Consider the following 24,226-nt stretch of genomic DNA (forward strand, 5'->3'; position numbering starts at 1 on the left):
GCGCGGCGCAACGTCGATCGTTCACCTAGGGAGGCGCCCAGTAGTCAGCCCATCCATCAGCTGATTTCCTTGCTTTGAGCGGCCTCCACCTTGTGCCGCGTCCTGCAGCTCGGGAATCGATGATGAGCGATGCAAACGGTAAGATGCGGTTCCTGGTGAAGGCGGCGGGCTCGCCGACCACAGCATCGATCGGCCTGGCTAAGGCACCCGCGGTTAAACTGACGGCGAAACCGCTTTTTCAAAGCATCGGCAAGGGGGACGGGTTGGGCGCCGCGGCATCCGCCGAGTGGCACATGGTCGAAGCAGACGCTCCCCAGGCGGACGCAGCCGCAGCCTGGGATGCGTGTCACGAACTGGTCACGAAAGGGCAGGCCCTTGCAGCGGGCGGGATCCGATTTGCCGAGCCGGATCTGGAGCAGCAGTGGCCGATCAGCAAGCAGCCATTGCTCGAAGAGAAGCTTGCGCTGCGCGCGGGGGCACCGAACCATCAAGATCCACACTACCCGCGTGAGGCCGACAACTATTGGTTCGCGGACAACGATCACGGGCAGTTTTCCGCATTGGGACAATCCGATCCAGGCGAGGGCCACAGGATCCGGATTGCTCATCTCGATACCGGCTTCGATCCGGACCACGCGACTTGTCCGAAGTTCATTCGAGGCCAGAAGAATTTCGTTGACCCCGACTTCCCGGACGATGCGAGGGACCGCTCATCAGGTCTGTTCAATAATTTTAGCCACGGCACCGGTACGCTGAGCATTCTTGCCGGAGGAGGCGGGGCAGGCGTGAAGCCGTTCGGCTGCGCGCCTTATGCGGAGATTATTCCCATTCGGGTGGCAAACCGCGTGATTCTGTTCCGCAACAGCGCAATTGCGCAGGCGTTCGATCACGTCCACGGCCTGTGCAGGACGCCATCGACGCTGGTCCATGTCGTCACGATGAGCATGGGAGGCGTACCGTCGCAGGCCTGGGCAGAAGCTGTGAATGCCCTCTATGATGCTGGCGTCTTCGTGGTGACGGCCGCAGGCAACAACTACGGCAACATTCCGACTCATCTCATCGTCTATCCGGCGCGATTTAACCGCGTGGTTGCCGCTTGCGGCGTCATGGCGGATGGGACCCCTTACGCCGACTTGGCGCCGGCGTTGATGGCTGGCGATTATGGCCCCGACAGCAAGATGGCCGGCGCCTTGGCCGCCTACACACCCAATGTTCCTTGGGCCAGGTTCGGAGAAGCGAGCGTCGTCGACTTCGACGGAGCCGGCACGTCGGCGGCAACGCCTCAGATCGCTGCTGCGGCAGCGACCTGGATCCAGGCAAATCGGCCGCTCTACGACGGAGTGGCAGAGCCTTGGCAAAGGGTCGAATTGATCCGAAATGCGCTATTCGAATCCGCAGCTCACGATCAGACCCGTGCGAAATACCTCGGGGCGGGAAGATTACGCGCAAAGGACGCGTCTACCTGGATACCACATGGCCGCCTGGAGAAGCAGCCCGAAGACGATGCCAGCTTTTCCATGGCCCACCTTGTGTTCGGACTGGCGGCAGCAGGACCGCTGAAGCAACCGATGTTGGATCTCGAACTGTGCCAGGTGCTGCAGAAGACCGGCCTTGATTGCAAATTGGCGGGCCGGCCGGCGCGAGGCGCGCTCGGTGCCGTGGTGGCTGAAATTCTGGCGAGCCCGCTTGCTTCGGATACCTTAAAGAAGGCGCTCATGAAGGCGCCCGTGGAGGCGACGAGAGCAAAGGTGCCGGCGAGCGCGCATTCCGCCGCGATGACGCCGATGGATCACCTTAACATTCAGCTTGCACTGGAGCCTCCATTGCCGGTGCCTCCGGTCCGGAAACTCCGCGTTTTTGCCTATGACCCAACCCTGCAGACCGACGCTCAGATGTTCGGTATCAACGAGGCGACAGTGTCGGTTCCTTGGGAGGTCGATCTTACCGAAGGTCCGACCGGGGAATATCTCGAAGTGGTGGACGTCGATCCGGCAAGCAAATGCTGCTATGCCCCGGTCGATCTCAATCATCCCCATCTTCTCGGGGCGAACGGGCACGCCCCATCGGAGGCGAACCCCCAATTCCACCAGCAGATGGCCTACGCGGTTGCGATGCGAACTATCACGCGGTTCGAGCGTGCTCTCGGGCGAAGAGCGCTCTGGGCGCCACGGATGGTGCGGGGGCCGGACGGGAATGTCGTCGACCGTAAATTCGTGCAGCGACTACGCGTCTATCCGCACGCATTGAGGGAGAATAACGCCTACTACAGCAGCGCTCGAATGGCGCTTCTGTTCGGTTATTTCACCGCGGAAGATGGCGATATCGGCACATCCCTGCCAGGATCGCAGGTCTTCTGCTCGGTCTCGCATGACATCATCGCGCACGAGACGACCCATGCGCTGCTCGATGGGCTCCACCCGAGATACCAGGAAGCGACCAATCCGGACATGCTCGCGTTCCACGAGGCATTCGCGGACATCGTGGCGCTGTTCCAGCATTTCACGATCCCGGAAGCGCTCCTTCAACAGATCAAGCGGACCCGCGGCGACCTCAGCCAGGAAAGCCTCTTAGGACAGCTCGCCGTGCAGTTCGGACAGGCCAGCGGGATGCACGGACCACTGCGGAGCGCGATCGGCAGGATCGTGAATGGTAGGTGGCGAGCGGCCAAGCCCAACAAGACCGATTATGAGACACAGAAGGCGACCGGGGATCCTCACCTTTTAGGCTCGGTGCTGGTCTCCGCCGTGTTTGCGGCGTTTGAGACGATCTATCGGGGACGGAGCGCAGACCTTGTAAGGCTCGCGACCAACGGCACCGGCGTGTTGCCGCAAGGCGAGATCTCGCACGATTTGGCTTTGAGACTGGCCGGCGAGGCGTCGACTGTCGCGGACCAGGTTCTCAATATCTGCATCCGCGCACTGGACTATTGCCCGCCGACGGATCTGACGTTCGGCGAATACCTGCGAGCCTTGATCACCGGCGATCGTGATCTGGTACGCGAAGACACCCGCGGTTACCGCGTTGCCTTCATCTCCGCCTTCCGGGATCGCGGTATCTATCCGAAAGACGTCGCCCATCTCGCCGAGGATAGTCTGGTCTGGAGGAGACCGCCGGCCATCGATCAAGAGATGGCGCGTGATTTTGCGGCTCTCGTCAAGTCGTTGGATCTCGACTGGAATCTGAATTCGGTCCGCCGCAATGCGTACGAAACCTCCGAGAGGAACCGCTTCAAGGTCTGGAAATGGATATCCGATCCGAAGCGCGCGGCGCTGCTGTCTTCGCTGGGCTTCGAGAACGCAGCCGAGAACGTCAAGATCGGTGAGATCGACGGCGAGATGCGCCCGGTAGAGGTCCATTCGGTGCGGCCGTCACGAAAGACCGCGCCTGACGGCACTAGTCACGGTTGGCTGGTGATGGGCATCACGCAGACCTTCAGAGCTCACCCCGATGCGGAGCGCTACCGCGGCGGGTGTACGGTGATGGTCGATCTCAACAATAATATGCCGGTCTACTTCATCAGAAAGTGTCTGCGCGGCTCGACCGGCGCGATGGCCCAGCGGCAGGCCAGATCGGCAGCCAGAGAGCGCGCGGCGGAACTAGGCGTCACGTACGATTCGCCGGGCGATCCTCATCATGAGCGCGAGCAGTTTGCTCTTCTGCACCGCGGCTGGAGGACCTGAAATGGCCAAGAAGACCGCAAAGAAGACCGCAAAGAGGACCGCAAAGCACGCCAAGCGCCCAACCGATGGAAAATCTGCGTCGGCCACCAAGAGCGGTGCGACAAAGAAGACCAGCGTGGCAAAGAAGCGCACAGCTGCGAAAAAGACAGCGTCATCGGAAGGCACACGGCGCAAGACGACCGCCGAAAGAACAGGCGATCCGAGGGCTCTGATCCGCGTTTACAGACACGGCCTGGGAGACTGTATTCTCATCCGGATTCCACGCAAGAACGGGCCGATGTTCAAGCTGCTCATCGATTGCGGAGTGGCGGTAGCCCAGAAAGACGGCGCAGAGAAAATGCGGGACGTGATGAAGGACATTTTGAGCGTCACGAAGGGATCTGTGGATGTGCTCGCCGTAACTCACGAGCACTGGGACCACGTTTCCGGCTTCCAACAGGCGGAGGAACTGTTCGCCGGACTCGCCGTCGGTCAGGTCTGGGTTGCTTGGACCGAAGATCCGCGCGATGAGCTTGCAAAAAAGCTTCGCAAAGAACGCGCCCAGGCGCTCCAATTGGTATCGGCGAGCGTTGATGCGTTTAAAGCAGCGGGAAACGAGGCAGGCGCCGATTCTGTTCTGGCCTTGACGGGCATGTTCGGCGCGGCAGGGGAGAAGACAAAGGCCGCGTTCGACATTGCGAAAGCAAAAGCGGGAAGCGGCGATCCCGTCTATCTCCATCCAAACGATCCGCCCATCGTTCCTAAAGGATGCGACTTCCGGGTTTTCGTCCTTGGCCCGCCTCACGACGAGAAGGCCATCAAACACTTCAACCCGTCAAAAAAGAATCCTGAAACCTACGAACTTGCGCTCGACGGCAGTGGCGTGCTGCCGCTCGGCGTCATCGGCGCGCTCTCCGGCGATGGCGACGGAGATGTCATACCCTTTCCACCATCTTCCCGAATCCCGCTTTCCATGTCGGAAGGCCATCGGTTTTTCCGCAAGGCCTATTGGACCGGGGCCGACTGGCGGCGGATCGACACGGACTGGCTTGGCAATACAGACGAGTTTGCCCTGATGCTTCAATCGGCGACAAACAATACCAGTCTCGTCCTGGCCATCGAGCTGGCGGATGGGGACGTATTGCTCTTCGCGGCCGACGCTCAAGTCGGAAATTGGCACTCCTGGCAGACGCTGGAATGGGGCACTGGCGCGGAGAGGAGAACCGGACCAGGCTTGCTCGGACGCACGATTTTCTACAAGGTAGGCCATCACGGCAGCCACAACGCCACCATGAAAGAGGAGGGGCTCGAGCTGATGACCGCTCTCAAAACGGCGATCATCCCGGTCGACGAGGTCGTTGCCAAGAAGATGCGCTGGGGAGCCATGCCGCTGTCCTCCCTGGTGGCCGCACTGTCAGATAGGACGCAAGCGCGGACGCTGAGGACAGATAAGACCCCTGAAGCCACCATAGCAGGCGTCCAGGTCGATGATCTGTATTTCGAGCTAACGGTGTAGAAGTTCCGAGTTCGGAAAGATCGCGACGAGTGGGTGGTTTTCCTAGGCTGCGATAGAGGGCGACGATATCGATGGGAGTGGCGGCAGCCGGCAGGCAACTACAATCTGTGTGGCATGAGACCTGATCGGTATGTTTTACACGCAAAGAGGCTGGTGGATCGGCACGCGACTCCGCGTACCACCGTGGAAAATGCGAAAGTCGCGCCGGGCCGACCGCTGTGCACCATAACTGCGGAGGCTCTTCGGCTCTCTCCGAGTTTCATGCTTGAAAAGAGGGAAGTGCTCCGCCGGCATGTGGGCTCATCGAGCTCGCGCTGGGGCCGTCCGTGACTTCTGGAAACGTATGGTCCTCGATGGGAACGGGCTTTCCGAGATCTTGGTGAATCCATCGCTTGCACCGCAGCAAAAGTGAGTGCGCGAGCTAATCGGGCCTTGAGGTCAGGTCGTCCAATTGTGCGATGTCAGAGCTGGTCAGCGGAAGGCGAGCGGCCGAAAGGCAATCCTCAAGCTGTTCGATTGTTCTCGGTCCTGGAATGGCGTCGACGTTCTCTCTCCCGGATAGCAACCATGCGAGCGCCACAGCAGCGGGAGCAACCGCATGTGATAGCGCGATCTGCCAGAGTGCTCGCAGAAGCTCTCGGAGTATAAAGAGATTGTCCGCCTCGAAGCGCGCATCGTTGCGGCGATAGTCGCAGCGATCTGTCAAAGGATACGCGTTGCCCGTCAGGATGCCGCGGCCAAGGGGCGAATAGCACACCAACTGTACTGTGCCCTTAGCCAGGTAAGGCAGCAAAACGTCCTCCGGAGCACGGTGGATGAGAGAGTATTCGTTCTGGACGAATTCGATCGGAGCGACGCTCTCGGCTCTTTGGAGGATCTCATGGTTGACCGCGGATAGTTCCAAGTCCCGAACCTTTCCTTGGCGAACCAGGTCGGGCATCGCTCCGACAACGTCTTCCACCGGTATCGCAGGATCCTGGCGGTGCTGATAGAGAATGTCGATATGATCGCGGCGCAGACGCCGTAACGAGCCTTCCACCGCCGGACGGGTCCTGGCCGGTGTACTATCGAGCCCGACTACCTTGCCGCCGGCCAACCGGTAGCCGAATTTTGTGGCTATGACGACGTCCTTCTGATTGGGGCCGAGCGCTTCGGCAAGCAATTCCTCGTTCGCCTAGGGTCCATAGAGTTCCGCGGTATCGAAATGGGTGACCCCACGATCGAAAGCGCGATGGATCAAGCCGACTCCTGCCCATCCTGCTGCATTGCGTCGACGATCAAGGGCGTCCACTGCTTGGTCACCAAGGAAAGGCCGCGAGACCGAGGAATTCCTGCGCAACGCCCATACCGACATTCCGGACGTCGTCGAGGCCATGCGCCAGTACTGGATGCCGGCCCGCTACGCTCGCGCGCGTTGGTCACTGCAGACGTGGAAGCTCATACCGGTTACGCTTGTCGTGACGCTTGCTTCGAACGGCCAAGACTCGCTGGATCAGGGCACTGTGAGCCAGCTGCTCGAAAGATACGAATCGAGAAGGCTGACGCGCGTCAGCAATTTAGGAGTTGTTAGGCCAAGTCGCTGGCTAATCGATCTTTCTGATTGTTCGTCACAAGCCCGCAAAGCCGCCGGGCGTTCTGATTCGCCTTGTCAGTTCATTGTCCGCACATGTTGCCGAAAGCGGTGTCGTATGCTGGGTGTGTCGACTTGTGCGCGCCCTATGCAGCCGCCATGGGCATTTTCCAACGGTTAGATCTGTTTCGATGGCCGACACTAAATGTACGTAACGTGCGTTATGAGCACATAACAGTACGAAACGAACTCTTATGGCACGATCAGGACACGTTGCGAAGCCGCGTGCGCGTACTTGTTCGTTCCGTACAGAGGTTGCGCGCCGATGAGAAGGACAATCTGTCAACATTCATCGTGCGAGCGGCGGAATGGTCCGCGCCGCGACGTCCACTAGTTCAATCTATCAGTTGGCATTCGAGGAAGGGCCCTGCAGGTCGAGAATGATTGGGGACGAAGGTGGCTGTGTCTTCCATAACAGTTAAGCGGCCACTTCAGGTGAAACAATTCGGAGAACTCTTATGAAGATGTTGAAGGACCTTTTGCTCGGTTCGGCGACAGGTCTGATCGCCCTAGGCGGAGCCCAGGCTGCCGATCTGCCCGTCAAGGCCAAGGCGGTTGAATACGTTAAGATCTGCTCGCTGTATGGCGCAGGCTTCTACTACATCCCCGGTACTGACACCTGCATCAAGCTTGGTGGCTACCTGCGTACGGACGTCGTGGTCAACACGAATACTGACAACACCGGCAATCTCTCCGGGCAGGGCGGCGCGAAGAACCGGTACACAAATGCCTACACTTGGCGGTCTCGTGAAGACCTCAACATCGATACGCGCACCGCGACCGAGTATGGCGTGGTACGCACCTTCTTCGACGGCGTCTTCACCTGGACTTCCGGTAGCTATACCGGCAACGGAAACGGAACTACGACCTATGCGGGTGACGGGATCGCCGGCGGTTCGCTCGGCGTGTACTACGCCTTCATCCAGTTCGCAGGGTTCACGATGGGCAAGGCGATTTCCCAGTTTAGCGCTCCCTGGACCAACTATCCTGGTAACAACTTCGATGGTCTTGTTGGCGGCGGCGGCACGGTCACTGGCGTGAATCAGTTCACCTACACTGCTGATTTTGGTCAGGGAGTAACGGCCACTATCTCAGCTCAGGATCCGGTTCAATACTATCAGGCTGGTGTGAACAACCTCGCTGTCCCCGGCACGTTCGGATACGGCACCAGCGACTACGCTGGAACCATCGTGCCCGACTTCATCGCCATGATTCGCGTTAACCAAACTTGGGGGCTGTTTCAGGCATCGGTCGCAGCCCACGACAACCACGTCGCCTACTACTCTCCGGCCGGAGTCGAACTCAACGGTCATCCCGGTGACAAATGGGGATGGGCTGGTCAGTTGGCCTTGTCGATCAAGAACATCCCGACGGGAGCCGGCGATACGATCAACGTCCAGGGCGTCTATACGAACGGTGCGACTCGCTACAATATCCAGGACCTGAGTCAGGGGGGCGCAGCGACCCTATTTGGCAACACCGGTCGGCCTGGTGCCTACCAGAGCATTGGGTATGGCTTTGCGCCCGACTCCGTGTTCACAACCGGCGGCTCGCAGCAGTTGATCTCAACATGGGGTTTCAATGGTGCGTACACCCACAACTGGGACCCCTACTGGAATACGTCTATCTACGGCGCATACGCTGCGGTCTCGTATAACAGCACGTCCAAGACTCTTATGTGCGGTCCAGTCGGTACCATCCCGGCTCTGTTTGGCGCCAGCATCACTACCTGCAACCCTGACTACAATATTGCTCAGCTTGGTGTGATCACTCGCTGGACTCCCGTCAGAAACCTGACCTTCTCGGCCGACTTGACCTGGAGCCATCTCGATCAAAAGTACGCCGGCACAATCACCACCAGCAGTGTCGCCGTTGGTAAGCCGTTGGCGGTCTACGAGCTTAAGGATCAGAGCAACTTGCTGCTTCTGCTCCGCGCTCAGCGCAACTGGTGAGGCTTTGTCAACCATGAAGGGAGAAAACTAGCGCTCGTTGAATTGGTTTGACCTCCAAGAAAGGCCTCCGGTATGCCCATCGGAGGCCTTTTCATTATTCTAAGTTAATTATCCGCCAGTGACCTGAGCTTGCCGGAACCGACTCGTGGCGATGTGCAGCGCCCGTCCACACCCGCGCGGGAACCTGAGATTCGACTGGCCACTCTGGTTCGCGTCGACCCACCGGGGAGAACAGTTGCCCATACTGAGTGTAACCGGAATGAGCTCCCACGTTTGCGGTGATCAGCGGGCGCGTGCGTAGCGGATCGGCATCCAGTATTGGCGCAAGGCCTCAACCGCCACTGCGATATCAAGGTAGGCGTTGCGGGGAGAGCCCTCGGTCACGCGCCCAGTTCGCGGCGGTCCGAGCAGCGGATGGCCCTGATCGTCGCGACCGTGCAGCAGGATGGGCAGCAGCAGGCCGTGATTGACGTTGCTGGCGTCCAGCAGCGGCGCCCACGCCGATATCCTGAGCCGCATCGCGGCATAGAAACCTTGGCACCAGGGACACGCATCGATACCGCCATTGGCTTCACGCCGATGCATAGGCTCGAACTGGTTAGGCGTGGTCGAAAGGATCTGGTTGTTCTGGTTATAACGCAGCGCGACGGTGGAGATCACGGCGAACTCCAGAGTGCCGCCGTGGTTGAAAGCATCGGCATCGATAGCGAGCAGCGGACAGATCCAGTCGAGATGGCTCATCGACACCGGTCCGGCCACGATCGCGGCGAGTAGCTAGTCGCGTGAGGACTGGAATGCGGCCAAGGCAGGAACACCGCCGATCTTAATCGCCATGTCCGGCATGCCGTAGCAGCCCGACGACGCTCGGCACTACGGCTTCTAGGGGACACGGACTGTCTGCTTAGTCCGAGGTCACTGTGCATGTAGCGCAGAGACGCTCGATCGATCTGTATCAAGGCCCTGAGGCGACACGCTGGCTAGCATGCTCGCACATTTGTTGCATTTGATTTGCCGCTTGATGCGGAGCCTGCTCGCGAACGGGAGCTTCTATCTCAATCACCCTGTTGGTGAGCTTCGGAGTATTCCCTGCTCGCGGAGGTCTCGGCAAGTCTGATTAACAGCCTTGTACTCGTTACCCATTTGGATCGCGGTTCGGATCAGGGCGCGTTGGGCATGCGGCCAGTCGCAACCATCCCGGCATCGTCAAGTGGCGTGACCTTACTCGGTATCTTTTCTATCGCGGATGCCATCCAAGTTCCCCGTCCGCAAAAGAAAGTTCCGCGATGTTCAAGAGGTAGTTTGGCGAGGCTCGGGGCAGGGTTCATCCTTGCGGTGGTCGGACAGAAAGGCCATGCCGATCGCCCAGCTGCGCCATGCAGAAGGCAAGCAATGGAAGCAGTTTCCCGAAACCGGACGCCATCTGCGCATAGCAAGCTGCCAGCATTGGTAGGTTCGTTGTCCGCGGGTCTCAGATACGTAATTGGGCCCATTCTGGGAAAGAAACCCTCGGGCAACATGGCCTTCCAAACGCGCAACATTCACGCCCGCCAGCCTCGCGGTTCTAGGGGAAGCGCGCATATTCGTGAATCACTTAATTTTCGGAGAAGATCTTGGGTCAGTTGATTGGCGAGCCGCGAAGTATGCGGATTATTGACACCTTGGAATCAAATGTCCGCTCGTACCCATTTTCGTTTCCAGCTATTTTCAGTCGAGCGCGCGGATCCATTATGCTGACCGAAGATGGCCGAAAGGTCATTGACTTTCTCTCCGGTGCGGGAGCGCTGAACTACGGTCACAACAATCATCAAATCAAAGCGGCTATTGCCGAGTATTTGGCGTCGGATGCCGTCATCCACGGCCTTGACATGGCTACTCCCGCGAAGCTCGAATTCTTGGAGACGTTCAGTTCTGTCATATTGCGAGAACGGGATCTGCAATACCGCTTCCAATTCACGGGACCGACAGGCGCCAACGCGATCGAGGCAGCTCTAAAGCTCTCGCGCAAAATCACAGGACGTCAAAACATCATTTCATTCACGCATGGATATCACGGCATGAGCTTGGGTGCGATGGCGGCGAGTGGCAATCGCTTCTATCGAAGAGCCAGTGGTGCGGCTTTGGCTGGTGCGACCTTCATGCCCTATGATGGCTATCTTGGGCCAGCTGTCGATACGGCTGACTACCTGCAGAAGCTATTGTCGGATGAGAGCAGCGGTATCGATACTCCAGCGGCTATTCTGGTCGAAACTGTACAGGGAGAAGGGGGAATAAATGTAGCGAGCAAGGAATGGTTGCAATCGGTTCAAGCCATAGCAAAGAATGTTGGTGCTCTTTTTATAGTTGATGACGTCCAGATGGGGTGCGGTCGCACGGGCGAATTCTTCAGCTTCGAGTTCGCAGGGTTGTCGCCGGATATCATCGTCATGTCGAAATCGCTGAGTGGGTACGGCTTACCATTGTCAATGCTGTTGATCAAAGAAGAGTGCGACGCATGGATGCCAGGAGAACATACGGGCACCTTTCGAGGAAACAATCTCGCGCTCGTATCCGCGACCGCGGCAATAAACATTTATTGGCGCAGCCGGACGTTCGCACAAGACGTGCAGCGCATGGGAGAACTGATGCGGAGTCGACTGGAAGCCATTGCATCCGAGCATGGAAGCGGTTTTGCTGTTCGAGGACGGGGCATGGCGCTGGGATTCGATTGTCAAACGGCCGAAGTTGCGGAAACGACGGCGCGAAAGGCCTTTGAGAAGGGACTGATTGTCGAACGATGCGGCCCCATTGATCAGGTCGTAAAGTTCTTGCCCGCACTTACGATCGACCTTGAGACGCTAAATCGAGGTCTTGACATATTCGAACTGTCGTTGACGGAAACACTGATGGAGCCGAGGTCCGACGTTCCCCGCCAGCGAGCGTTCCTCCGGTCGCGGTGTTAAGACGCCGGGGAGCGCGCCATGAACTAGTGAATTGCGGTGCTCGCCCACGATGCAGCTCATCCTCAAGAGACAGCATGCAACAATGAAACGCTTGGTTAATCCATTGCGCGTCTCACGCTTCATTCGAATGTATGATGATGACGCTGCCAAGAAAGGTATCAAGCTTTCGATAGGATCCGATTTTCAGAAGTACCTGTCGATCACTCGGGCCACCCCAACAAAGGGACCCACATATCCAAATTTTCGTCCGGATAGATCGCCAATTGAATCAGGTGATGGGTTTTGGATGGTGGGTCTCGACGAAAATAACAAGGTTGCCGCGCTGCAGGCTGTTCGATTGTACAACCTCCCGTGCAGTAACTTTGCGAATCATCTTCAGTCCCTGAAAGCATTCTACGCTGACCCGACTATGCATGCGCATCCTGATGACAGTTGTACTTGCTTAGCGCCAAGCGCCAAGAAGATGACCGGGAAGGTCGCCTACCACGGGGATGCTTGGGTGCGGGGCGATTATAGAGGAAAAGGTATGCCCAAGATCATGGCGGGAATGGCATTCGGCGTGTCCTTTGCCATGTGGGCTCCTGACTTCGTATGTGGACTTGTGGCACGTTGGCTACTGGATAAGGGCGTGGTCGCCCAATACGGATATCTGCATCGTGAGCCGGGCGGGTCGATATTGCGCCTCGTAAATGAGGATATTGTGGATGACGACTGGCTGATTTGGCTAACCGGCGAAGAGTTGAGGGGCCGCGTTGATCGTTGCGACAGAGGCGAATTGGCCTAAGCGATTGTCGTCAGTCAGACTGGGCAGACGTTAGGAATGCGGGGCTCCCTTGATCAGGTCAGTCAACAGTAAAGATCGAGAAAAGGAAGCGTTTACCCTATGCCGGGCTGTGTTGAGCCTTGAGCCAAGCATCATCTCTCTGTCCGTATGGCTGCCGGAGGTCTTTCACTTGTTTCTTTGAAAGTCGCATTTGCCACTACATTGCGAGAGCGTGAGAGGCGTATCCAGCATCTCCCGCCGGTGTGGCTTTCAATGCCCATAAACTTTGACAACTCGGACGGATCCGCTGATCGGCGAAATCTTGAGTCGAAAGAAACGCTCGTGATTCGTAAGCGTCGTTCTCAGGCAGGAACAACGCTTACCGTGATTCCTTGTTGAGCAGTGATTCACGAGGGGGCGCTGCGGTGATCAGGGTGAGACTTCCGCGACAATCAGGATGAGGCAATACGAGGTCTCACCTTGATCGCCGTCGCCCAAAGCAGTGCCGTGCGCAAACGGATCTGTTCATTCCTAACCCGGCTGAGGCTTTGATCTTGCGTCGCCCTGCCGATCTTCAACGGGAAGATCGAAGGCGGGCTTATTGTCGCGTGTCCCCGTGATTGGGTGTACCCATAGAAGCCCGCTCGATCCTCGAGCTTCTGACTTCTGGCCCCGGTAAGACGATTCACCCACAATAGCTCTCTGCTCGGTCGATTCACGGCGGCGATCTGACCGGAAATGAGCAGTTGATGATCACCGGCCAGAAAGTTGTCTACCGTTAGCTGCACCCTTCAGCGCGAGCAAATCATCCTTCCAGACGCCGTCACGCCGTCAGCGTGGGTTTGCAAAAACTTGATGCGCCTCACGGACAACGGGACGACGTGGACCATCGTTTGGGTCTGCTGTTGAGTTTTCATACATGGTGCTACGAAAATAAAACAATTTCGTCTCGTGCGGCTTTAACATTTCTCTTTAGGACCAGGGACGGTGGGGCAGAGACGCGCTTCGCATCAATGCGTCATTCGGCATCATGCGGTTTCTCACTCGCGATCTCAATCCGCCTTGTCCGCAGGCCGGTTTTAGCTAATGACCAGCGGCAGATTGGACGGCTTGACGGAATGGTCGCGGATTATTTCAATGAAAATTTGGGAGGATTGAGGTCGCCCGTTCAATCGCCTCCTTCTCGCGCCACGTAAGCTACTCAAGACCATAGGCCGCGCCCACACTGCGTACAATGGAGGGCCGACTTTCCAAGCCGGCACCTCCTGACCCTCCTTTACGACTTTCGAAGCCATGCGTTTGGAGCACTGGTAAGATTTGTCCCAAACGCGTCGGTATAGTAAGTATCGACTAAGAATCCTGATTGTTCGGCCAGCTGCAAGCCGTCGATAATCTCTTTGTCTGCTCTTATGGGATCATCTTCAATTACATAGTAATCACCCGACTCTAGGAAGTCTCTTAGGCACGAAAATATCGAAAATATTTGCACGTGCGCGTCGTCGATCACTAGCCAAGGGTGACGTAACCTCATCAGCAGGTTTTTATCGAATGCATTGGGGTCCGAAAGGTCAGCCTGATGAAAGGTAAGAAATGGATGTTTTGCACTTTCATGGATGCATTTGGTGAGCAAATCAAAGGAGTGAACTTCACCGGGATGCTCGCAAAGCACCGACATCTGGTCAGCCAACCACAGTCCGCTGCCACCCTGAAACGAACCAAGTTCAAGAATTGTCCTCGGCTGAAGTTCCCAAATAAGCCTTGCATACAAGGCTAGATCAAAGGGCGTCTTGATCATTATTAACCCCTTGTACGTCAGCGCCAAAGCTCCGACCTTTGTCGAGCGATAAACGGGGAAGCTCCACGGGTAAATAGACGACCGCCATCCACGTGATGATGGCTTTACAAAGCGGTCAGAATGGTCAGCATTAACGACTGTATTTATTGCGTTTATTGCCTCAAATCTTCCAAGAATTCCGCCCGGCCTTATATGGTCGGGATAATTCTTGTGGGCCGCCTCCCAAAAGGCCTTGTGTCCGGAAGCAAGTTTCATAGGTCTATCTCCGTATTGCGCCTGTCGTCTCACGAAATTGCGTCGCCCAGATCAGTTTCACTGTAATGGCGCGGCTTGGGTGATCTGGCTGTGAAACCGTCTGCTCGCGCCAAAGCTCGACAGAACCTCGTGCCCGGTCTTCTGCTTAAAAAACGACGCTGCAATCTCCTTGGCCGCCTCGGTAAAGTTGGGGGCGATCGCCAGAATTGATGTTCGCCTCTCCTGAATTTTAGGGATAAGCGGCACCAGCATTGCATCGACTAAGATCAATCTGCCAAGTCTCATCGGGAACTCCTGGGACGAGGTCGCCACGACCGGTTTGGCCGCGTTGGTTCTATGCTCCTCATCTAAGCAATCGCCGTGCCACCCGCGGCACCCCTGATGCCGCGCCTTGTTTGATGAGAAAGACGCGGGTGCCTCCAACGTCGTTGTGAATGGCCGGCCGCTTTTGTCCGCTTTCCAACATCAAGGTGTTCAATTGCACATGGATGGCACGACAAGTATGGAGGAACGCAGACACCGGTTGCTTCTCGTGCCGAGTCTTGAACGACTGCTTGAGGATGATGGGCTTTTGCTGTCCTCATCGGGGTGCGCTTAATCTCTACCATTGGCAAGCACTGGATCGAAGCAACCCCCTCAGCAACCGATAGGCCCATTTTCTTTAGTAGCTCAAGCATCGGTAAGCGACATGGGCCGAGATTGCCTGAAGACTCTGAATGCTTCGCCAGGGACCCCGCATTGAATGTTCGCTACTTCGGTGCGAACGCCTGCATTAGGATCGATCGGGCAAGCACCATCAGCAACTTCAAATCGACAGCTTTGGCGCGCGGACTCTTTCTTCCTCTTTTCAGCAATCGGCGGGCCACTCGATAGCCATTTCTTCCCGTGTTCGCGAATCATTGTCGTGCCAAATCAACCGGCGACAGTTGGCAAAGACGCCGTATCAGGCGTGGTGGCCTCGCGTCATCAGATGGGCATGCTATTCCACAACGATGTTGGCAGGCACGCGAGTCGTTCTCGTCAAACGAGGCGCGGCATCCGGTCCTGCGAGTGGCACGCCGATTGCTGAAGCGAGGAAGAGAGCGCCCCCAAAGCAATCGGTTCGCTCCAGGAGTTGCGGATGACGCCTGCCCGATTGATCCTGATGATTGGCTGACGAGGGTTTTGCATGGCAGCGCCGAAGCGGCGAACATCAACGTGGCAGCCGCAAACTTCACCGAGCCGGCTAAGGAAACCACTGAGGCCTTCACACAGAGAACGGGCCATGAGGCCGTGCCGAGCTTCGGCGCAAGTGGACAATTTTCAGTCAGATCACGCTTGGCGCAGCATTCCAGGTGCCTCTCTCGGCCCAAGATCGGCGGACCAATTTCGCTGGGTGAGCTTGCAGCTCTATCCGGCACGCTTCCGCCGCCAGGAACTCCGCTGTGATAGCGCTGACCCGACGGTTTTCCAAGGTGTAGGGCAGACATCGCGATCCGCGAACACTCGATCCGTCACGTGTGTTGCGTGATGTGCGCGACGACATTGTGAGCGTTGCAGCGGCTGAGCGGAGTACGCCGTGGCCGTTGCGTCGGACGACGCAGCATCGGCGAAGCGCGGGACCCGAGAACTCCGCGGAATGCATTAGGGAGAAACCAAATGCAGCCGTTGTGGCGCATAACCATATCTGGCTGGAACCTCTCTGGGAGTGTTCAAGCTCCCGGACGAAGTGGCGTTCACCTTCGTGGTAATGGAGCATGGCTCTGGTCAACTGATGGACGGCGGTACGCCGATTGCGTCGTGGGGCCGGGGCCGATGGTGCTTGGGCATGCGCATTCCGGGGGCGTATTGGCTATCACGGAGCAGGCCGCTATGCGCACGCACCATTATCTCATGTACCAGCGGGCTCAAGGTCAGTTGGGCCCGTACGCTGATTCAGTAAGATTCTGTACCGATGGATCGGAAGCGAACCTCCTCGCCCTTCGGCTGGCGAGGGCTCTTACGCGACGCACTAACATATTGAAGATCGATGGCGACTTCCATGTACAGCTCCAGCAGAACCATCGCGCGGAGCCCGGTCACAATGGTCAGCGTCCGGTGGCCGAATCGGCCGGTATTCCGCCGGAGATAACTGAGACGATCGTCATCGCGCCTTACAACGACATCGAGCGGACACCGCAGATTGTCGAACCCGCCGGGGACGAGGTTGCCGCAATCGTTGTCGAATCGATGCAGCTTACGTTTATGCCACTACCCGGGTTGCTCCAAGATTTGCGGGCGCTGTCCGATAGTATCGGCGCCCTGCTGGTGTTCGATGGGGTGGTAACCGGATTTCGCCTCGAGCTTGAGGGTGCTCAAGACTTCGGCGTTATACTGGACCTGTGCGCCTTGGGTAAGATTTTGGGCGGTGGATCGCCGCTGGTCGCCGTGGCGGAGCAGACTGATGTTCTGAAGCTCACGACCTCTGGCCGTCCCGGTGATGGCCGGTCGGCGCCAATAAGTCAGGGGCTTCGGCCATACTCAAAAAAGGTGCGAAGCTCTGGCGGTCGGTTTGCTCGAAATCGCCGACAGGCTTTCGGTGCCCTACAGACAATTGGTCGGCCCGCCTTCCAGCAAGTGGTGTTTGGAGACGGTCCGAGGAATACCGTTCAGCCGTCACGGCATTGAGACAAGGCGCTGCCGCTCGTGTTTCGGGCGGAGATGATTCTCAGAAGAGCGGAGATGATTCTCAGAAGAAGAGTCTGCGGACCTGCCAGGATCTAGTGTCCGTCCAGTGTGCGGATGAGACGCATGGCTTAAGGATGGCCAAAGAGGCCGTGCCCGCAGTGCGTGAACAAGACCTTTTGGATTGAGAGGAGAAGGCAAGGTGCGTTCGAAATCAAAGTTGTCATTGCTGGTCCTGCTGCTCACATTGACCAGCTATTCGCTTCTGACGTTTGCACAATCCGAGGCCCCTCTTTTCGCCTCGATCCGCAGCGCCAGCAAGGTCACGGTGGCGCTTGCCTCGAACCCCCCCTACCAATTCGTGTTGCCGAGCGGAGAGCTGACGGGTTCTGGGGGTGATCTGCAAAATATGGTGCTCAAAAGCATGGGACTGCCGGCGCTGACGCCGATTTTCACGGATTGGAATGCCATGATCCCCGGACTGCAGGCCCACCAGTTCGACTATGTCGGCGCCGGCCTCAGCATCACGGCCGAACGCTGCAAAGTCGTAATATTCTCAGCGCCCTTTTACGCAGCTCAGACCGGGATATATGTCTTACCCGGAAACCCGAAGCACCTAACGAGCCTCGCGGACATTGCACGTCGCCCTGACATCAAATTGGCGGCGATTGTGTCAGGTGAGCTGGCGTACGCGCGGGAGCAGGGGGTCAAGCCCGAGCAAATCATAACAGTCCCGGAAATTCAGGCTGGCGCCGCAACGGTCATCGGTGGTCGGGCGAACGCGTTCATAACCGGTCAATTCACTATCCCGAATCCGCAGCAGAAAGGCCTTGAGGTGGTCGTCGACAAACAGTCCCCCGTATTTGGGGCGGGCATGGCATTCCGCAAAGAGGACAAACAGTTTCGCGATGCATACAATGAGCACCTCGTCCCGTTGCTCAGAAACGGCATCGTCCAGAAGCTCTACGCGAAGTACGGGATTGCTAACGGCGATACACAAGCCCGGTTGCTCGCCAACGTCAATAAGGCCAGCGACATCGTGCCCAGCTGCGAGTAGAGAGCACCACGGTGAGGGCTGTTTTGGAGTACTGGCCCTTACTCACGCAGGGCTTGTGGGTCACTGTCTGGGTCGCGTTGTGCATCATCCCCGGTGCGGCACTCGGCGCGGTTATCCTCGGCGCGCTAAGATTGTCCGACACGCCATCTCTACGATGGGCATCAATGCTCCTCATCGAATTCATTCGGGCTCCTTCCGCTCTGGTTCTCCTGTTCTGGGTATTTTATGTGTTGCCGATACTGCCCGGGATACCGCGTCTGAGCCCTCTCATGGCGGCGATCCTGGTGCTCGCGCTCGATGGAGCCGCGTATGGCGCCGAGATCGTTCGTAGTGGCGTCGAGGCCGTTCATCGCCGGCAAACCGATGCTTGTCATGCGCTTGGGCTGAGCAAACTGCAGAGTCTCACGAAGGTCGTTCTGCCACAGGCGCTTTCCCAGATCGTGCCCGCTTTCGGCAGTCTCACGAGGAGCATGGTCAAGTGGACCGCGCTCGTCAGCTTTATCGGTGTGCAGGACGTGCTCTATGTCGGGAACTACATTCGCGGCCAAACCTACGAGACCGTGACCGTCTTTTGCCTGCTTGCCGCCTTCTACTGGATCCTGACCGTTCTTTGCGGGCTTGCCTTTAGCGCGCTCGAGCACGTGCTCCCACTGAACCGTGCGTTGCGAGCCGCGCGGATATCGGCTCAAGCCGCATCCGGAGTCCCCCAATGACGTGGGACTGGAGTTACGTCCAACAGATCCTGCCGAACCTCATTGATGGCGTTTGGTACACCGTCCTGGTGACCGTTGCGGCTTCGGCGATTGCATTATTGGGCGGGCTGCTGCTTGCGATCCTAGAGAGCGTGAATACCCCGCTTGGGCGATTCTTCGTGCGTTTCTGGCTCGAACTCTTCCGAGGCGTGCCGACCCTTGTGCTGCTGTATTTCGCCTTCTATGTGCTGCCGGAAGCGGGAATTACCCTTCCGGCAATACCCATTGGCATCGTCGTATTGGGGGTTGTCTACGCCGCGTACTGCTCGGAGGTTTATCGCGGCAGCCTGATCACGATCCCATCCGAACTGCGCGACGCCTGTATCGCGCTCAACCTGAGCTCCTTTGTTACATGGCAACGCGTGCTCGTTCCGTTGATGATCAAGCGGGCTATCCCCGCTCTGCTCAACTACGTGCTCGGCATGTTCAGAGAAACCGCGGTGCTTTTTGCGATCGGTGTGCCGGTGCTGATGGGCGAGGCGAACGTGGTCGGCTACGAAAACTTCCGCTACCTAGAGCCGTTCACCCTGGCAGGCATCATTTATATCGGCATGAATTTGCCGTTCCTCTACTTTCTCTCCCGTTCAAGGACAAGCATGGCTAACACCAGAGAATTTAGCCGCGTAGAACCATTCGAGCCGGCGGCCGCCGCGGCCTCCAGCGCGATAGAAGCACATGCATCCACCCCCAAATCGCAACAGGCCATGTGGGCTATCGATTTCGAAAAAGTCTCCAAATCCTTCGGTGCTCACCGCGTGCTGATCGATCTCGATCTGCAAGTGCGGCCCGGCGAAAAGGTCGCGCTAATCGGCCCGAGCGGTTCAGGAAAGACGACTGTACTGCGCGTGGCGATGACCCTCGAGAAGCCCACCAGCGGCGATATCCGGGTTTTCGGCGAGAGCATCCTGGTCGATGCGGCGGGCAAACCGCTGTCGGACTCGCAGGAGGGGCGTATCCGCCGCCGGTGCGGCATGGTGTTCCAGCAATTCAATCTGTTTCCGCATTTGACCGTGCTGCAGAACCTGATCCTGGCGCCAACGACCGTGTTGAAGCAGTCCGGGGACCAGGCTGAGAAGAGCGCGCTGGAATACCTTCGTATGGTGGGGCTGGAAAGCAAAGTGCATGCGTATCCCGCCCAGCTTTCCGGAGGCCAGCAGCAGCGCATCGCGATCGCGCGAGCTCTGATCTTGAAACCTGAAATACTCCTGCTCGACGAAATCACCTCGGCACTCGACCCTGAGCTCGCCGGAGAAGTTCTCGACGTGGTGCGCAATGTAGCGCACGAGAGCAAGGTGACGCTGCTGATCGTGACCCATGAGATGCGCTTCGCACGCGAGGTCTCCGATCGCATCGCCGTCTTCGACGCCGGCTGCATTATCGAGCAGGGCTCGCCGGACAAGATCTTCAGAAATCCCGAACGTGAGCGTACACGCGCGTTCCTGCAGTCGGTTCATCGGGGCGGACATTGGTAACACCAATAGCCACCTCATTGCTGCGCAATGCTGCGGCGGCGGGGGATTCGATCAATTAAGCAGGCCAGCAGGTGGGCCGCCGCAGTGTCAACGACCAGCCGACGTTGACGACCCGACCGAGATTTTCCGATGCGCGTGATCGTCAATCGCGACCTGGTTGTTCGAGCCCTAGGTGTTCCACATTGTAACGATGCACCCAGTCCCGTAGGGGTCCGGCGATCCATCCCGCAGCTCTCCGCCGCCTTCCTGCAGTCCGTGCCTTCCAGAATCAGCGCAAGTGCCAGCATCCGCCGCGCCGCCGTGCTGTCCTTCTCCCGTTGCGCCGCCTTGCGAAGATGCGAAGTTCAGAGGCAGTCGAGCCGGGTGATCGCCACCTCCGCCCCCATCAATGCCGCTCCTCTCCTAAAGAGCAATTATCGATTCAGAAACTCACTGATTTGGGAATCCCTAATCTGAGTCAAACCTCAAGGCCGTTGGTACTATTAGCAGTTTGCCGACTCTGCTCACTGCTCCCCCTCTGGCTGACAGTTGTTCGACAACGTAAGCGTCCAAAGTGCTGAAAAACCGCCTCCGACGTCACAAATGGCAGCTGGAAATCGTTCTAATTCTAGTCGCGCGGATACAAATACTCTTGTGCTGCACGGGCAAGTCGTCGTTTCTCGTTTCTCGTGGTCGTCACCAGTGGTTCAACGTTGAACTGATTGGTGTTGTTGATCGTCTCCGAGCTTGAAAATGCCGTAGCGCAACGCACCGAGTGCCAACTGTCGTTGGTTTGTTCGTCGTATTGTTGGTCTCGCGACGGATGATCATGAAGCCGCATGCCCTTAGGTCCTTTCTCTCGCGGCTCAACTGTAAAACTCGGACATACTTGATCTGCGGGTCTCAGAGGCTGACCGGAAATTAAAGTTGGGTGATTTCAGCAGGTTGTGATTCTTCGAAGGTGTTCGAAGCCATCGGAGAAGCAGATGACCTGGACTGAAATCACCCGCTGTCAGCATGACAGACGAAGGCTCCGCTATGCAAGCGATTGTACGGATGCGGAATGGGCTTTGATCGAGCTGTTGATGCCAGGGCGGAGCAAGGTGGGTCGACCGCGCAAGACCTGCATGCGATCGGTATGGGATGCGATCCAGTACATTGCGACGACGGGATGCCAATGGGCGCTTTTGCCGAAGGATTTTCCTCCCTTTACGACGGTTCAGTACTATTTTTATGGCCTGCGCGACAGCGGGGTGTTGGACTTGATCAATGATGCCTTGGTTGAAATCGCGCGCAGGCTTGCTGGACGGGAGCCGCAACCAACGGCGGCGATCATCGACAGTCAATCGGTCAAGACGACCGAGAGCGGAGGGCCGCGCGGCTTTGATGCGGGCAAGAAGATCAAAGGTCGCAAGCGCCACATCGTCACCGACACACAAGGAAATTTGCTGAGCGCCATCGTGCACCCGGCCAATGTTCAGGATCGGGACGGTGCGCCGACCGCCGTCTCTTTGGCGTGTGCAAGCTACCCGACTATCGCGCACTTGTTTGCTGACGGTGGGTATGCCGGCGAAAAGCTTGAGAACGCGCTCCGGAAAATCGACGGGCCCACGATTCAAATTGTCAAACGCCCGGACGAGGCAAAAGGCTTCGTTGTTGTTGCCCGACGCTGGGTCGTCGAACGAACGTTGGCATGGCTTAACCGCTGCCGACGTCTTGCCAAGGATTGGGAGGCCTCCGTCACCTCGGCTGAAGCATGGCTCCTTATTGCGTCAACTCGACAACTGGTCCGCCGCATCGCCAGATCGGCCAACGTCAAGTCATGAATTTTGAGTCAGACTCTCAGTGACTCTTGTGCTGTGCGTCCGCGGAAGTTGACAGTTAAGCGTCGTTTCCACACATCGCGAGATTGATGATGCAGCGTACGAAACGGGCGATACGTGCTCGTTTCGTAGTCCGAATCGTACCGTTGTGGCGCGATTAGAGCACGCTGTAGAGCGCTCGTGTGCGTTGGTTCACTCCGTACGGAGTTTTCACGCCGACAATGAGCGCAATCTGTCAACCTCATCCTGCGAACAGCGGGATGGTCCGCACCGCGACGTTCACTGGTTCGATCTATCAGTTGGCGTTTCGAGGATGGCCTGCAGGTCGAGAATGATTGGGGGCAAAGGTGGCTGGTCTCTGCCGCAACAGTTGATTGGCCACTTTTGAGGTGAAACAATTCGGAGGACTTTTATGAAAATGGTGAAGAGCCTTTTGCTCAGTTCGGCGGTGGGTCTGATTGCCGCCGGTGGAGTACAGGCAGCTGATCTGCCCGTTAAGGCCAAGGCGATCGAGTACGTGAAGATCTGCTCGCTCTATGGCGCTGGGTTCTACTACATTCCGGGGACTGATACCTGCATTAAGCTTGGGGGATACCTCCGCGCTGAGACGGCGCTGAACACCAATTCGGTTTACGCATCAGGGCGAGTGAACGGCGCAGGCGGAGCTAACAATCGCCTGAGCAACTATTTCACCGCTCGTTCTCGTGAGGATTTTAGCATCGATACGCGCACCGCGACAGAGTACGGCGTGGTCCGCACCTTCTTCGATGGCGTGTTTACCTGGACGTCAGGTGGATATGCGGGTGCCGGTGGCGGCGGTACCGTCTATTCTGGTGACTTCGTCGCAGGTGGCTCGCTCGGCGTCTACTATGCCTTCATTCAGTTCGCTGGTTTCACGTTGGGTAAGGCAACCTCGCAGTTCTCCGCGCCCTGGATGAATTATCCTGGGAACAACTTTGACGGCCTGCCGGGGGGCAACGGCTTTGAACCCGTGAACCAGTTCACCTACACTGCGGATTTCGGTCAGGGCATTTCGGCCGCCTTTTCGGCTGAGGATCAAGTCCAACATGACACGACTAATATCTGGAACGTGAGCAGCGCTACGACCGCAGGTCTTGCCACCGGTGCGTACGGTGCCAACGACATTGGCGGTTCGCGGTCCCCGGACCTCGTCGCCATGCTTCGTGTTGACCAGGCTTGGGGCCTCTTCCAGGCGTCGTTCGCCGCGCATGACAACCACGCCGCTTACTACGGTGCCACCGAGGTCACGGGCCATCCCGGCGACAAGTGGGGCTGGGCTGGTCAGCTTGCTTTGTCGATTAAGAACATCCCGACTGGCGCCGGTGACACGATCAACATGTCAGGCGTCTATACGAATGGTGCGAGCCGTTACAACTTTCAGCAGTATACGTCGACCAACTACGCTATGTACGGTGGTACTAGCCTCGCGGGTGCTTACCAGAGCGTCGGCCTTGCCGGCGTTTCTGACTCTGTGTTCGTGACCGGCGCTGGCCAGGAGCTGACCACGACCTATGGCTTCAGCGGTGCCTACACCCATAACTGGGATCCCCACTGGAACACCGCGATCTACGGTGGGTGGGCTGCCGTACGGTACAATGACACAGCCAAAGGCTACATTTGCGGCGCTTTCGTTGCAGGGCTGGCGCTCTCTAGCGGAGTTGGCGGCTGTAACCCCGACTTCAACTACGGGGTTGTCGGTGCAATCACGCGCTGGACTCCGGTCAAGAACCTGACCTTCTCGGCCGACCTAGCTTACACCATGCTTGACCAAAAGTATGCGGCCGGAAGCACGGTGGTGTTGCCGACGCAGGCAGGTATCGGAAAGCCCGGCGCTACCTACGAACTGAAGGATCAGAACACGGTGAGCTTACTGCTCCGAGCTCAGCGTAATTGGTGAGTCGTTGTCAAACTAGCGGAAGGAGAATAGGCAAACACTTCGTAGTCTGATTAACCTCCAAAAGAGCCTCCGG

At 57.7% G+C, this 24,226-nt stretch carries 16 protein-coding genes and 1 pseudogene; 11 read left to right on the forward strand and 6 right to left on the reverse strand.

The genetic code is table 11. The annotated features are described in order from the left end of the window. Positions 1-122 precede the first annotated feature (122 nt). Both XH93_RS09400 and XH93_RS09405 read left to right on the forward strand, forming a co-directional pair. On the forward strand, positions 123-3,680 hold the full coding sequence (locus tag XH93_RS09400) for a S8 family serine peptidase (RefSeq protein ID WP_194473275.1): 3,558 nt from the start codon (positions 123-125) through the stop codon (positions 3,678-3,680). A gap of 1 nt (position 3,681) precedes the next feature. Beyond that, positions 3,682-5,175, forward strand: coding sequence for an MBL fold metallo-hydrolase (locus XH93_RS09405; RefSeq protein ID WP_194473276.1), 1,494 nt, complete (start codon positions 3,682-3,684; stop codon positions 5,173-5,175). Between the two features lie 421 nt (positions 5,176-5,596). Here the strand turns inward: XH93_RS09405 and XH93_RS09410 are convergent, their stop codons facing one another. Beyond that, complete coding sequence (locus XH93_RS09410; protein ID WP_194473277.1) at positions 5,597-6,337, reverse strand: aldo/keto reductase; 741 nt, start codon at positions 6,335-6,337, stop codon at positions 5,597-5,599. A gap of 926 nt (positions 6,338-7,263) precedes the next feature. Here XH93_RS09410 and XH93_RS09415 point away from each other — a divergent pair. Next, a complete protein-coding gene (locus XH93_RS09415; protein ID WP_194473278.1) occupies positions 7,264-8,757 on the forward strand; it encodes a porin in 1,494 nt (497 codons plus the stop codon). Positions 8,758-9,039: 282 nt separating this feature from the next. On the opposite strand, the gene XH93_RS09420 is transcribed toward XH93_RS09415, so the two are convergent. Next, complete coding sequence (locus XH93_RS09420; RefSeq protein ID WP_194473279.1) at positions 9,040-9,498, reverse strand: UPF0149 family protein; 459 nt, start codon at positions 9,496-9,498, stop codon at positions 9,040-9,042. An 899-nt stretch (positions 9,499-10,397) separates the two neighbouring features. Between XH93_RS09420 and ectB the strand changes: the two genes are divergently transcribed. Both ectB and XH93_RS09430 read left to right on the forward strand, forming a co-directional pair. Further along, positions 10,398-11,696 (forward strand): diaminobutyrate--2-oxoglutarate transaminase, encoded by a 1,299-nt coding sequence (ectB, locus tag XH93_RS09425; RefSeq protein WP_194475066.1) that lies wholly within the window; start codon positions 10,398-10,400, stop codon positions 11,694-11,696. Positions 11,697-11,745: 49 nt separating this feature from the next. After that, a complete protein-coding gene (locus XH93_RS09430) occupies positions 11,746-12,480 on the forward strand; it encodes a hypothetical protein (RefSeq protein WP_194473280.1) in 735 nt (244 codons plus the stop codon). A 1,255-nt stretch (positions 12,481-13,735) separates the two neighbouring features. Here XH93_RS09430 and XH93_RS09435 read toward each other — a convergent pair. Both XH93_RS09435 and XH93_RS09440 read right to left on the reverse strand, forming a co-directional pair. Beyond that, the gene (locus XH93_RS09435) at positions 13,736-14,509 is read right to left on the reverse strand and encodes a CmcI family methyltransferase (RefSeq protein ID WP_194473281.1); all 774 of its coding nucleotides are present in this window, start codon (positions 14,507-14,509) and stop codon (positions 13,736-13,738) included. 57 nt (positions 14,510-14,566) lie between these two features. Further along, positions 14,567-14,794, reverse strand: coding sequence for a substrate-binding domain-containing protein (locus XH93_RS09440; protein ID WP_194473282.1), 228 nt, complete (start codon positions 14,792-14,794; stop codon positions 14,567-14,569). A gap of 1,353 nt (positions 14,795-16,147) precedes the next feature. Here XH93_RS09440 and XH93_RS09445 point away from each other — a divergent pair. The 4 genes from XH93_RS09445 (at position 16,148) to XH93_RS09460 (ending at position 20,433) form a co-directional block, all read left to right on the forward strand. Continuing rightward, positions 16,148-17,155, forward strand: coding sequence for an aminotransferase class III-fold pyridoxal phosphate-dependent enzyme (locus tag XH93_RS09445; RefSeq protein ID WP_194473283.1), 1,008 nt, complete (start codon positions 16,148-16,150; stop codon positions 17,153-17,155). 199 nt (positions 17,156-17,354) lie between these two features. After that, the gene (locus tag XH93_RS09450; RefSeq protein ID WP_194473284.1) at positions 17,355-18,209 is read left to right on the forward strand and encodes a transporter substrate-binding domain-containing protein; all 855 of its coding nucleotides are present in this window, start codon (positions 17,355-17,357) and stop codon (positions 18,207-18,209) included. Between the two features lie 11 nt (positions 18,210-18,220). Then, the gene (locus tag XH93_RS09455) at positions 18,221-18,922 is read left to right on the forward strand and encodes an amino acid ABC transporter permease (RefSeq protein WP_246799541.1); all 702 of its coding nucleotides are present in this window, start codon (positions 18,221-18,223) and stop codon (positions 18,920-18,922) included. Continuing rightward, positions 18,919-20,433, forward strand: coding sequence for an amino acid ABC transporter permease/ATP-binding protein (locus XH93_RS09460; protein ID WP_194473286.1), 1,515 nt, complete (start codon positions 18,919-18,921; stop codon positions 20,431-20,433). Before XH93_RS09455 ends, XH93_RS09460 begins: the two co-directional genes overlap by 4 nt. A 175-nt stretch (positions 20,434-20,608) precedes the next feature. On the opposite strand, the pseudogene XH93_RS42110 reads toward XH93_RS09460, so the two are convergent. Then, a pseudogene (locus XH93_RS42110) lies at positions 20,609-20,777 on the reverse strand (helix-turn-helix domain-containing protein); the annotation flags it as partial. Positions 20,778-21,040: 263 nt separating this feature from the next. Then, positions 21,041-21,253, reverse strand: a complete 213-nt coding sequence (locus XH93_RS09465) for a hypothetical protein (RefSeq protein WP_194473287.1) — start codon at positions 21,251-21,253, stop codon at positions 21,041-21,043. 145 nt (positions 21,254-21,398) lie between these two features. Between XH93_RS09465 and XH93_RS09470 the strand changes: the two genes are divergently transcribed. Together XH93_RS09470 and XH93_RS09475 are read left to right on the forward strand one after the other, a co-directional pair. After that, positions 21,399-22,238, forward strand: a complete 840-nt coding sequence (locus XH93_RS09470) for an IS5 family transposase (protein WP_194473273.1) — start codon at positions 21,399-21,401, stop codon at positions 22,236-22,238. Between the two features lie 409 nt (positions 22,239-22,647). Continuing rightward, on the forward strand, positions 22,648-24,153 hold the full coding sequence (locus XH93_RS09475) for a porin (RefSeq protein WP_194473288.1): 1,506 nt from the start codon (positions 22,648-22,650) through the stop codon (positions 24,151-24,153). The last annotated feature ends 73 nt before the right edge of the window (positions 24,154-24,226 follow it).

It is taken from the genome of Bradyrhizobium sp. CCBAU 51753 (genome assembly GCF_015291565.1).
In the GTDB taxonomy this organism is placed as follows: Bacteria; Pseudomonadota; Alphaproteobacteria; order Rhizobiales; family Xanthobacteraceae; genus Bradyrhizobium; species Bradyrhizobium ivorense.